Here is a 13,043-nt window from a genome sequence, read left to right as displayed (position 1 = left end):
TTGGGATACTTTACCCAACCCGCTCAATACGTCAGCGTAATTAAGAGCTGAGTGTTAAATTGTCCTTGCTCAAACTACAGCTAAGTTGACAGCACGAACAAGCTGCTCTCTAGAGAAAGGCTTCGTTAAGTAGGCATCGGCTCCTTGCTTCATGCCCCACAAACGGTCGATTTCTTGGTCTTTGGAAGAACAAATTACAATAGGAATTTTGGTGGTCAATGGGTTATTTTTGATGCGGCGACATAACTCAAAACCGCTCATTCCGGGCATCACCACATCGGTAACAATCACATCGGGTTTATGTTCAATCGCCTTATTCAGGGCTTCTTTAGCATTGTTGAGACGAATGACCGTGTGTCCCCCCTCTCGCAGGTAACTCTCCATCAACTCCGACTGAGCGGGATTATCTTCAACTAGCAATACTTTACTCATGTCTGGTTATCCTCACACAATTCCTGCATAATAAAAGTTTGGTAAGCTGCTCAGAAGCAGCACCATGGGAGAGCTGATGGTCTCATTTAAGCGGATGAGCATTGTTTGACCCATGGGAAAGCTTGATTAAGTGAACACGTCATCAGTTCATTACTACTAAATGAGTAAGGCTTCCGTAATTTTTAGGGCGATGCCAGATACAGAGTCAGAAGTGGCAGGCGCACAGCGGCATTGAAAGAATTATCAAACGTGAGGAAACGTCTACCCCCTATTCCAACGAAGATTCCAACGAAGGTTAATATCGACCGCAGGAATTTTTGCCCATAGGTTGACAGGAGTTGACTCATTCACCTGTAAGAAAAGGTTTAATCTTTCAGGCTCATCCCCACTGCCTGAGCGCAGAAACTGTGTTTTTGGCAGAGACCGCTACTGAACACTTTTATCGGAACTAGGGAGTTGCACCCTAATCGCGTCGCAAATCCTGATGTAGAGATGCACTTAATGTGTAAGCCTTGTGGAGATACACTGTGGCGGCAATGCCCAGTACTACACTGATGTCTTACACAGACTAACACATAAAAAAACACAAATTTTTTACGTAACTTCTACGATAACCGAATCTCCCTGGAGTGTCAGCTCAGGCGATTTGCCTTCTGCCTTGTCTCCACCAAACAAGGGGTAGTAAACTAGGATTTAGTATGACCCATGACCAGAGCGATAAAATGGGATGTCTTGTTCTTTCGCACTGGTTCTATGACTGGCATCTACCCTGCGCCAACGCAACTTGAACACCATCGACAGCAATTTCCGGCTTTAGCCAATAAAGCCTATTTTAACTTTGGGGGTCAAGGCACACTGCCCCAAGCCTCGCTAGCCGCTATCCAAAAGGTTTATGAATATATCCAGCTACATGGGCCATTCTGTGCTGGCGTGAATACCTGGATTACGGAAGAAAGCAACAAAACCCGATTGGCGATCGCATCAGAATTAGGCGCACCTGTAGAATCGATTACACTCACCGAAGATGTGACTGTGGGTTGCAATATCCCTATGTGGGGGATTGATTGGCAAGCGGGCGACCACTTACTGCTGACGGATTGTGAACATCCTGGTGTTATCGCGATCGCCCAAGAACTCGCTCGTCGGTTTAATATCGAAGTCTCCACCTGTCCCATCCTGGAAACCCTCAATCAGGGAGACCCCACAACCGTTATTGCACAACATCTAAGACCCCGGACTCGCTTGGTTGTGCTGAGTCATCTTTTGTGGAATACGGGTCAAGTGTTACCCGTTAGGGAGATTGTTGATGCCTGCCGAAATTATTCTACAGGTTCTCATATCATCCGAGTTTTGGTCGATGCGGCGCAGTCAGTGGGTTCTCTGCCTTTAAACTTAACTGAATTGGGGGCAGACTTTTATGCCTTTACAGGTCACAAGTGGTGGTGTGGGCCTGAAGGTTTGGGTGGTCTTTACATCCGACCCGATGCCTTCGACAGTATTCGCCCAACCTTCATCGGTTGGCGGGGAATTGTGAGTGATGAAACCGGTAAACCCTTAGGCTGGAAACTGAATGGACAGAGGTTTGAAGTGGCAACATCAGCTTACCCGTTGTATGCAGGATTGCGTGCTGCGATCGCCACTCATCAGCAATGGGGAACCGCTCAAGAACGGTATGAGCAAATTTGTCAAGGTAGTGAGTATCTTTGGCAACGTTTATCTGAGTTAGAATCTGTTCGTTGCCTATGTATCTCACCGCCACAAGCGGGTCTGGTTTCGTTTGTATTGACGAACGGACGTTCTCACCAAAAATTAGTACAATTTCTCGAACAAAAGGGGTTCATGCTCCGAACCATTCTCGACCCAAACTGTGTCCGCGCCTGTGTTCACTACTTCACTCTACGGGAAGAAATTGACCAGTTAGTTGAAGTGATTAAAGATTCTGGACTTTAGACTAATCGAATTAGATAAGGCTCCTCAATAAGCGATCGCCCATTGTCTGCGAAATCCTTGATCTTCATACGACTGCCAGTATGTATTCGGCAATTTCCACTGAGGATTTGTTAAACATTCCGATCTCGCTACCGCAAGAATCTACTCGCCAGAAAATTACAGAAAAGGTCAGGGCATCTCGTAAAGCACGGGAGCAATCGAAACAACTGCTAGAAATTGCTAAAACAGGAGTAGAACAAGCGATCGAGGCTGATGAAGCGACGGCAACCAATTGGATAAATCAACAGCTTAAAGCATTAAATATAGAAATTGAGGTGTTGAAATAAGAGATAAAAGAAATTCGCTTTAGCGATCATGCTCAATTAAAAATGGAGGTTTTAGCGAGTCATGAAATAAGCATCGAGCCGAACTTTGTAATAGAGACAGTGCGATCGCCAGACAAGCTGGAAACTGTGAGTGCATTGTTAGCCTCCTGAGAAAATTGCAAAAATAGGAGTAGAACGGGCGATAGAGACTGATGAAACAACAGCCACAACTTGGATAAACCAACAACTTAAAGCCTTGGAGGTAGAACTAACATGATTGCTCAACCTGAGACCAAACAGTACACCATAGATGAGTATTTAGAACTTGAAATCGCCTCAGAAATACGCAGCGAATATTGCAATGGAGAAATCATTCCAATGACTGGTGGAACACCCAACCACAACGATATTGCTGGGAATTTGTATATTTTGCTTAAATCTGCCCTAAAAGGGAAAGACTACCGGACTTTCTATGCCGATCAACGACTTTGGGTTCCCAGTGTAAGCCTATATACCTATCCCGATGTGATGGTTCTGCCCAAACCCTTAGAACTTCAAACCGGACGCAAAGATACTGTCCTAAACCCTTGCTTTATCACTGAAGTGTTGTCTAAGTCCACCCAAAACTACGATCGCGGCGAGAAATTTGTTGCCTATCGCACAATTCCCACCTTCCAAGAATATTTACTGATTGATCAATACCGTACACACGTTGAGCATCATGTCAAAACAGCCGCTCATCAGTGGCTATTTTCAGAATACGACGACCCAACGGTTACCCTTTCTTTTAGTACCTTTGAGTTGCAAATTCAAATTGCAGAACTTTACGAAAATATTGATTTTTCAAACGTTTGAGTTGAATGGCTAAGTAGGTAGATACAAATAAACGCAGGTATGTCAACAAATGTTAAGAGCCTAAAACCCTCTTCCTTCTGCCTTGGAGCCTCCTGACTACTCCTACGGAGAACGCTACGCGAACTGCCTTCTTGCACTAGTCATAGGAATCCTAGTTTATCGACCTGTTTAAGCAGAGCTTCTAGGGTAGAGGAATTATCGAATACAACATCAGCATGAGCCATTTTTTCTTCTATGGGAAGTTGGTTATTGATCCGGGCTTGAGCTTGTTCGACAGAGACGCGATCGCGTTCCATTATCCGTTGTAACTGTTGTTCAGGGGAACAGCTAACCACCCAAATTTCAGTGACCAAGTCAGTCATCTCGGCTTCAAATAATAACGGTATGACTAAAACAACCGTGGGAGCGATTAAACTATCGAGTTCTGATTGGATGCGATCGCGCACATAAGGATGAATCTGTTGCTCTAACCACTGCTTTTCATCGGGGTGATTAAAAATTATCTCACCCAACCCTTTGCGGTTGAGCGTGCCATCGGGTAACTTGACAGCAACACCGTAGCGTTGAAAAATTTCGCTGAGGATGGGGGAACCCGGTTGTACTGCTTCCCTGGCATAGATATCTGCATCTAAAACGGGAAGCTGATAGCGCTGTGCCAGGTAATTAGAGATAGTTGTTTTCCCAGTGCTAATGCCACCGGTCAGGCCAATAATGCGTTTCAAGAGTGATCAGGAATGAAGTGTACGCTTTGAATTAAGAATATCAAAAGTCAACCCTTCAGAGGTTCTGCTACATTACGATTGAGGCATTCAAGGACAGGAAAATGCTGACTCAAGTCCCAGTAAAAGACATCATCCGCCAGCAACGCGAATTTTTTGCTACGGGCAAAACGAAGGATGTGGCATGGCGCATCGAACAGCTCAAACGTCTCAAACAAGCGGTCATTGATTATCAAGAAGCAATCGTCAAGGCCGTCAAAGCTGACTTGGGGCGACCGGATTTTGAAGCGTATTTTGAGATTACCACGATCGCAGAAATTAACTATGCCATCAAACATGTTAAATCGTGGGCTAAACCCAAGAAAGTCTCGACTGGCATCGAGCAATTTCCTGCCTCTGCTCAAGTTTATCCCGAACCCTTGGGTGTGGTTCTGATTATCTCCCCTTGGAATTACCCATTCCAGTTGATGATTTCTCCTTTAACCGGAGCCATTGCCGCTGGGAACTGTGCTGTCCTCAAGCCCTCTGAGATGGCGGCCAATACCTCTAAAGTGATTGCTGATCTGATCCAAAATACCTTTGACCCAGCTTATATTGCCGTTGTGGAAGGTGGCGTTGAGACCAGTCAACAACTTTTAGAGGAGAAATTCGATCATATCTTTTTCACGGGTGGGACGGCGATCGGCAAAATTGTGATGCAGGCAGCGGCGAAACATCTTACCCCTGTAACCTTGGAATTAGGGGGGAAAAGTCCTTGTATTGTGGATGCGGATGTTGACCTCAAACATGCGGCAAAACGCATCACTTGGGGCAAATACCTGAATGCGGGTCAAACCTGTATTGCTCCAGACTATCTGTTAGTGGATCGCCGGATCAAATCCGACCTATTGACAGAAATTCAAAAATGTGCAGCAGAGTTTTATGGAGATGACCCGTCTCAAAGCCCCGACTACGGTCGGCTGATTAGCCACAGACATTTTGAGCGACTTGCACCCCTATTAAAGGATGGGGAAATCGTCATGGGCGGACAAACCAAGCCAGAGGAAAAGTATATCGCTCCAACGTTGATTGATGGGGTTTCCTGGGACTCGCCCGTGATGCAAGAAGAAATTTTTGGCCCCATTCTACCTGTGATTGAGTATACAGACTTGAAGGAGGCGATCGCACAAATTAATGCTCAACCAAAGCCCTTAGCCCTCTATATCTTCTCCAAAGACAAACAAAAGCAGCAGCAAGTGTTGCAGGAAACTTCCTCTGGCGGCGTTTGTATCAACGACACCGTGATGCACGTCGGCATCTCAACCCTGCCATTCGGGGGTGTTGGGGATAGCGGCATCGGTAGTTATCACGGGAAAGCCAGTTTTGATACCTTTTCTCATTACAAAAGTGTGTTAAAGAAAGGGCTTTGGTTCGATCAAAATTGGCGGTATCCCCCTTACAAAGGTAAGCTGTCTCTGCTCAAGCGAATTATTGGTTAATCGGTAGTCGCTTGGTTCTCCTCACAAGACGGGTATCCTAACCCAGAATTCCCCGGCGTGGCGGTGGATGCAGAAGCCGTCAGCATTACCTTACCATCTTCACCAATCACCCAGCCTTGTGCTTCCACAAGTTGCTGGGGATGAGAAGGAGTGGAATTAGTATTAGAAGCTTTGCTACTAGAAGTTTCTTCCGGGTTTTCAAGGGTAACCCAATCAACCAACTCGTCTTGATACATTAAGGGGTCATTAGGATTGGGGGGCAAACCACCACGTCCTGTAATCGTAAAGCGGCTTGTCTTGGTACTGCTACTCGGAGCACATCGGCGGTCAATTAAGTCTTCTGGATCGACCAAATCAGACGGTAATGAAGCTACAGCCCGTATCTGCTCAACATTGGGGAAAGTGGCTGGGCCACTAGTGTTACTTACCGAGGCGGTAGAGATATCAGTCCGATTGTTACCAGCAAATCTAGCAAAGTCATCCGAAATATCAACCTGACCGTTATTCCGAAACCGAGATAAATCACCTGGATTACGTCCTACCGCTACGGCTTGACCTCTAGCAAATAGGTTAGCCACAAATCCGGGGGAGTTAATCGTGATACTGCCTCCTGGCCCAGCATCTGCATTTGCCAGAATGTCGCTATCATCTAAAGCCAGGAAGATGGTGGACTTAATTGTAATATTGCCGCCGCCACCATTGCTATCAAAGACACTACTACTGATGACGCTGCTATCACGAAGACGGATATCGTCAGCAGTAATATTAATGTCACCACCCCCAGTTTGAGCAGAGGTGGCAGCAATGATGCCACGATTTGATGTTAAGCGATCGCTGAGATTAATAAAAATATCTCCGGCATTACCCGCATTTCCCTTGCCCTCGCTGCTGCTGGTGATAGTTCCCTGATTGCTAAGGTTGAGGGAGTTCGCCTGCAACCGAATGTCTCCGCCCTCGCCCTGACCCCGTGTTGCAGTCGCTATGCTACCTCCAATGAGTTCTACATTAGAGGCATTTATAGATAAGTTTCCTCCCCGACCTGTACTATTTTCAAAAGTACCAGTGGAGACTTCTGCATTCTGAATTGATAGCTTTCCGGTTTCAATATTTAAATCACCAGCGTTGCCATTACCAAATGTATCGGAAGAAAGTTTACTAAGATTAACAACTTCAACGGAATCAGTCGCCCGAATCGTAACATCACCAGCATCACCAGCGCCAATAGTACTGCTAACAACCCTAGACCCATCCCGAATACTTAATCTGTTGGTTGTAATGTCAATAGAACCAGCAATGCCTGTACCTTTATCAGAGGAAGTAATCACGTTGCTTCCACCCACCACATTCATAGATTCTGTGGCGACAATTGATAAGTTTCCTGAATTTCCAGTACCTATAGCGATAGTGGAAATTCCTCCATCAAGACCGCTATTGATTACATCTAATTGTCTTGTGCTTATCGATAGGGTGCCGCCATTTCCTGAACCGAGTGAGCCTGTAGATAAAAGTCCTTGGTTACTTACAGTTACGGTATCTGCATTAGTGATTGATAAGTCTCCAGCTTTGCCTGCGCCAAACGAATTAGTGGCAACTTCTGCCGCATCGCTGACATTCAACTGACTTGTACTAATAGATAGCTTGCCTCCGTTTCCTGTAGAGCCAAAAGAAGATGTAATGATACGGCTATTGGGGTTAACCACATTTATAGAATCTGTGGCAGTGATGGATAATTCTCCAGCATTCCCTGTTCCAAAGGAAGAGGTGAGAATTTGTCCGCCATCACTAACATTTAGCTGTCTTGTGAGCATATCTAGGTTGCCTCCGTTCCCTGTAGAGCCAAGAGAAGCATCGGTATATATTCCACTAGCAGCATCTTCATTTGTGACTACATCGCGACCAAATCGGGTTAAGCGGCTCAAAAAGTTGGGGTCACTGCCAGAAATGGTGACAGTATCAGCGATATTGAGGCTGACAGTACCCGCACTACCACTACCACGAGTAACTGCAAGAATTTGTCCACCACCTGTTAGTTCTAAGCTATTGGCATTAATACCAACAGTACCGCCATCACTAGAATTTGAGGTTGAAGCGTTCACAACTGCACCATTTTGCACTCTCAGGACACCTGTGTTGACAGTAATACCTCCGGCTTGACCGCTTGTACGTGTCGCTGTACTAGTAAACAAGCCGCTAGAAACGCCTCCATTCCGTCCTCTATCTGGATTAACTCCAGATATAGTTACAGAATTAGGGGCAAAAATCTGAATAGTTCCAGCGTTTCCTTGACCTCCTGTTGATACAGGACTATAAATAATCCCGCCATCTATGAGAGATACGGAATCATCAACCTGCACAAAGACGTTTCCAGCATTTCCTCGCCCCTCACTCGGAACTTGCACTCCCGCTGTACCCTCGATCAAAAGTGACCCAGCTCGTATATTAATCTTGCCCCCATTACCCACTGCCCCAGAACCTACTTCACTCGAAATTAAAGTGGGGTTTGCTCCGTAATTGGTTTGAGTAAGGGTAACACTGTTGCGGACATTAATATTCACGTTGCCAGCATTTCCTATCCCGCCAGAACTCACAGAATTTTCCACAACAGAAGCGTTTGATAGGAAAAGTGACTCCGCTTGAATGTTGATGTCACCTCCCTTAGCCCCAACCCTTGAGCTAATGGTGCTGCCAATATCGCCACCTGTAGAGGAAAATGAGCCATTAGCAATTAGAGTGACGTTACCAGCATTGTTAGCAGAAGAAGACGTATTGATGAAACCATTACCAGGGAGTGTAATGTTACCGCGAGAGTCGATAATGACATTCCCACCGTTATCAATATTGCTACGAGTATCGATTGTTGTAACTTGAATGTTTCCACCAGGCAATGTTGTGTTGGGTTGGTACTGATTGGTGAGAAAAACAAGACCATTAGGAACCGTTACATCTATATTGCCTATGGTAATATTGGCACTTGTTGGAGTCGCAGTAGTAGTAAGTCCTGCGGGAAGAGGTACACCTATATTTCCTATAGGATTAAATGCAGTAGTTCCGGCTCGGATATCAAGAGTCGGTTGATTAATGCCATCGATATCCTGAGTTGTACCATTTGACAAAATCACGTTCGGTTCTACAATTGCGTTTCCTGTTAAGTCTGCACCTGTAATCGTCACATCATTAATAGTGACTGAACCCCCTGCAAAAATATGTAGTGAAGCTCCGATATAATTGGCAAAATTAACATCCCCACTAGCACGAATGATCGGGTCATCAGGACTTTCTAAATCCCCTAAACTTCCATCCAACTTCTCAATTCTAAAATTCCCACCACTCCAATAGTGAGCATCACCCATCACAGCATCAGGTGACCTTAACACCATATCCCCACCCGAATACAACCCACTATTGGGATGATTCAACGCAAAAATATCAACAATTTGATTACCCTGAACCAGTAATTGCTCCCCAGCAGCAGCAACAAAAGGATTAGTGATACTATCCCTGATTTTGACTGTATCTTGTGCTTGCAACGTTAAATTATTGCCAGCCTGAAGTTGACCCTGTAAATCAAGATTTCCAGCATCTAAAGTTAAATTTTGCCCTGCTGCTAAATTCCCAGTATTAGTAATAGTGGTTCTGGATTGATTGGTGCCATACTGCACCCCAAGGGGAACATTGACTGTTAATAGTGGCGGTGATTCTGGGTTATTGGCACTAAACTCAAAGCCATTATCAAACACTACACTGTTCGCCGTACTTGCTACAAACGAACCCGCAATATCCAATTGAGCATTTGAACCAAAGATAATGCCATTAGGATTAAGCAAAAATAGATTTGCTCCCCCATCCACCCCCAACGTTCCCAGAATATTCGAGAGGTTATTACCCGTCACCCGACTCAGAATATTCTCAATTCCTGTAGGATTAGCAAAGTAAACTCGCTGCCCATTCCCAACATTGAATTCCTGAAAACTGTGGAATAAATTAGTTCCTCGAACTGCTCCACCCTCAATGCGATCAGCAGGAAATTCCCTAACATTAACGTTAGGTGTAACAACAGAACTTTCTGCTCCTAAAGTAGCATCGGGTGTAATCTGAGCTAAAGTCGGACTTCCGAATAAGTTTGCTTCACCCCATAATAAAACTCCTGCTAACCCTAATCCCCAACCCCAACGCCCCAGATAAATTGCCATGACAAAACCACCCCTTACCCCTTTTAATTGCGCTCCTGACTCAATCTCACTTTTACTGAGAAATCTCCCAATCGGAGCAAAATTTTGGAAATATTAATTCTAGCCTAATAAAAACTGATGTTGAGCTTATTGAAATAAATAAACAGTCACAAATAATAACGTGCTGCTCTACCACTGTAACTGAGCGGCTAACAACTCTTCAGCTCGCTGACTATCCACCGGTCTAGAGAAGAAATACCCTTGCCCATATTCACAATTAAGCGATCGCAACCGTGATAGCTGCTCTTGGGTTTCCACTCCCTCAGCAATTACATCCATTTCTAAACTATGAGCCAACATCATAATAGCTCGGATAATTTCTAAACTCTCCCCCTCATTGCCCATCCGACTGACAAAAGAACGGTCAATCTTTAACGTATCAATGGGTAACTGATGCAAACGAGCTAAAGATGAATAGCCAGTACCAAAGTCATCAATTGAGAGCTTGACTCCCAAGGTTTTTAGCTCCTGTAGAATTTCAGTTCCAGAGGTAGCATTTTTCAGTAAACCGCTTTCTGTAATCTCTAACTTCAAATTGCATCCTTCGACACCCGTTTCTCGCAGAACTTGATCAAGACGTTCCAATAAACCCAACTGTACTAGATGCAAGCCAGAAAAATTGACGCTCATTGTTAAAGAGGCTGAATCTTTCGCAAATGCCTGTTGCCAAATCCTTAACTGAGTGCAAGCTTCTCGCAATACCCACCAATCGATGAAACTGATTAATCCCGTTTCTTCAGCGAGGGGAATAAACTCCATTGGTGATACCATGCCTCGTGTGGGATGAATCCAGCGCACTAGGGCTTCAAAACCTGTGATCTTACCCATTGCCAAAGAGATGATGGGTTGATAGTAAACCTGAAATGGCTGGCGTTCGATCGCACGTCGTAAGTCTGTTTCTAACTGAAAGCGTGCCACTGCTTGCTCGTGCATGGCAGGATTAAAAACAGCATGACTCACATGGGCCTGAACTTTGGCATGATGCCTTGCGGTATCAGCCGCCCGTAAAAAATCTTCGGGTCGTTCAGAACAGGTAAGTTCCTGAGACGATGAAGATGGAGGGGGAATTTCTGGGGATAAGTTGGGAAAAAACTCCGGCAGAGAAACGATACAGGGGAATTCGTCTGTCCCACCCAAAGCAATTCCAATGCTGGAGGTAGAAAACACCTCACGTCCTTGGAGGTCGAACGGTAAGATCAAAAGTCGGTGAATGCAATCGGCTCGATCGGTCGCTTCATCATGATTTTGCAGTTCCGTTAGGAGAATGGCAAACTCATCTGTCCCCACTCGTGCCAGTGTTGCGCTCGGTTGCAGATGCGCCTCTAGTCGTCGAGCAGTGGCAATAATTAATTGATCTGCCATGTTGTGCCCCAGGCTATATTTCACCATCTCAAAGTGTTCTAGCTTGAGCAGCAGAACGGCAAATAAACCCGTGTTATGCTGTTTGGCCGCTTCGATTCGCTCTCCTAAACGCTTGGAAAATAAAGCCCGGTTGGGTAAGCCGGTTAACGCATCGTAATAGGCATAGCGCCACAATTGGGCTTCGGTATGCTTGCGCTCCGTTATATCCTGAGCAACAGCCATGCCCGCCAAGATTTCTCCGGAACGATTAGTTACGGGAAGGACTTGCAACAGGTATACCCGGTTGGCATAGGGGACTTCCAAGGTTGTGGTTATTCCCGCGAGTGCCTGATGATAAACTGGCTCCAACAGATTACAGATTTCTGGTTCAAAGGTTTCTCGAAACATTTTTCCTTCAACCAACTCGCTGGAGAGTCCGAGAGCTGAGAGTTCCGATCCTTCGGCAAGAATGTAGCGTAAGTTACGGTCAAATAAAAACACAGCACCATTGGGAAAATTTCGAGCTAAAGTTCGGTATTGCTCATCCTTTTTCCGCAACTCTTGCTCAGCCTGCTGGCGCTCCGTGATGTCTTGCGCCATGGAGAGCATACCAACGACCGCGCCATCAGATTCCTTGAGGGGCGTGTGATACCATTCACAAATGATGGTACGTCCCTCTTGAGTTAAGTTTTCGTTGACGCTGTGTACCGTCTTCTCCCCCGCCACCAGTTGTCGAAAACTCGTTTCTAGATGCGGACGAACGGCAACGGGAGCGATTAACTCACACAATTTTTTCCCCAGTGCCTCTTGTTGACTAAAGCCAAAGATTTTTTGAGCAGCGGGATTCCAGTCGGTGACGCACAATTGGTGATCGCTAATTATACAAGCGATCGGCATCTGGTTAATTTGCAGTTGGAGGCGTTCTTGGAGCTGTTTGGTTCGTTCATACAACTGAGCATTGAGAATCGCCATTGTACAGCGTTCGGCAGTAATTTCCAACAGGTGAAGTTCGCGAGCGCTTTGGGGATGAATACTCTGCCAATCCACATGCAGGACACCGACTAATTCGCCCTGGCGTTGCAGTGGGACACCCAGAATCGAATGGATGTTGCCCGGTTTGAGGGCGAAAAGATGCGAGTCGGTTTGAGCATCTTCAATGTAAAGCGGCTGCCTAGTTGCCGCGATTGTACCCGCAAATCCTTCGCCAATGGATATAACATAATTTAAGCGAGATTCTGCATCTATCCCTAGACTGGATCGGACATAGAGTTGGTTATTTTGTTTCAAAAGAAGGACAGCCGCATCGGCACGCATCACTTCTACAATGCGCCCAAGGAGCACTTCCAATAATTCGTCTAAATGCAACGTGCTAATGCCATTGGTTGTGACGGTAATGAGTGCGGATAAATCTTCTTTTTCTCGTCTAAGTTCTTCAAGAAGCCGTTTCTGTTCGGTGATGTCCTGCGCCATTGCCATTAAATCAACCACCTCTGTTTAATGGTTGCGGTAGAGATTTTATTGGGATAGATACCTTCGATCTGGTTCTCCTAAGAGAAAAACCTCTTCGTAGACCTGGGTTTGTCCAGATGAGATTACTTTGTTATTATCATCCTTAATTTTAGCTGCAATCTCAGTTTCCAAATATTCTGTATCCTTGCTCCCTTTCCACCGCTTTAGTAACAGGAGGCGTGTGCATAAGAGTAAACCTTCTGCCCTGGAGCCTCCTGCCTTCTG

The 13,043-nt window shown here is 45.5% G+C and carries 8 protein-coding genes; 4 read left to right on the top strand and 4 right to left on the bottom strand.

The window, feature by feature from the left end; all coding sequences use genetic code 11:
* Positions 1 to 69: 69 nt before the first annotated feature.
* Positions 70 to 432, bottom strand: a complete 363-nt coding sequence (locus MIC7113_RS07680) for a response regulator (RefSeq protein ID WP_015181607.1) — start codon at positions 430 to 432, stop codon at positions 70 to 72.
* Positions 433 to 1,185: 753 nt separating this feature from the next.
* Between MIC7113_RS07680 and MIC7113_RS07675 the strand changes: the two genes are divergently transcribed.
* From MIC7113_RS07675 to MIC7113_RS07665, 3 genes are all read left to right on the top strand, one after another.
* Positions 1,186 to 2,382, top strand: a complete 1,197-nt coding sequence (locus tag MIC7113_RS07675; protein WP_041780571.1) for an aminotransferase class V-fold PLP-dependent enzyme — start codon at positions 1,186 to 1,188, stop codon at positions 2,380 to 2,382.
* 80 nt (positions 2,383 to 2,462) lie between these two features.
* Positions 2,463 to 2,708, top strand: coding sequence for a hypothetical protein (locus MIC7113_RS07670; protein WP_041779938.1), 246 nt, complete (start codon positions 2,463 to 2,465; stop codon positions 2,706 to 2,708).
* Between the two features lie 252 nt (positions 2,709 to 2,960).
* On the top strand, positions 2,961 to 3,542 hold the full coding sequence (locus MIC7113_RS07665; RefSeq protein ID WP_015181605.1) for a Uma2 family endonuclease: 582 nt from the start codon (positions 2,961 to 2,963) through the stop codon (positions 3,540 to 3,542).
* Between the two features lie 140 nt (positions 3,543 to 3,682).
* On the opposite strand, the gene coaE is transcribed toward MIC7113_RS07665, so the two are convergent.
* The gene (gene coaE / locus MIC7113_RS07660) at positions 3,683 to 4,264 is read right to left on the bottom strand and encodes a dephospho-CoA kinase (protein WP_015181604.1); all 582 of its coding nucleotides are present in this window, start codon (positions 4,262 to 4,264) and stop codon (positions 3,683 to 3,685) included.
* 77 nt (positions 4,265 to 4,341) lie between these two features.
* On the opposite strand from coaE, the gene MIC7113_RS07655 reads away from it, so the two are divergent.
* Positions 4,342 to 5,739 (top strand): aldehyde dehydrogenase, encoded by a 1,398-nt coding sequence (locus tag MIC7113_RS07655; RefSeq protein WP_226883669.1) that lies wholly within the window; start codon positions 4,342 to 4,344, stop codon positions 5,737 to 5,739.
* On the opposite strand, the gene MIC7113_RS33135 is transcribed toward MIC7113_RS07655, so the two are convergent.
* Positions 5,736 to 9,929 (bottom strand): two-partner secretion domain-containing protein, encoded by a 4,194-nt coding sequence (locus tag MIC7113_RS33135; RefSeq protein ID WP_015181602.1) that lies wholly within the window; start codon positions 9,927 to 9,929, stop codon positions 5,736 to 5,738. The genes MIC7113_RS07655 and MIC7113_RS33135 overlap by 4 nt on opposite strands.
* A 168-nt stretch (positions 9,930 to 10,097) precedes the next feature.
* On the bottom strand, positions 10,098 to 12,785 hold the full coding sequence (locus tag MIC7113_RS07645) for an EAL domain-containing protein (protein WP_015181601.1): 2,688 nt from the start codon (positions 12,783 to 12,785) through the stop codon (positions 10,098 to 10,100).
* Positions 12,786 to 13,043 lie beyond the last annotated feature (258 nt).

The organism is Allocoleopsis franciscana PCC 7113 (assembly GCF_000317515.1).
Taxonomy (GTDB): domain Bacteria; phylum Cyanobacteriota; class Cyanobacteriia; order Cyanobacteriales; family Coleofasciculaceae; genus Allocoleopsis; species Allocoleopsis franciscana.
This window is presented reverse-complemented; position numbering and strand designations above follow the sequence as displayed.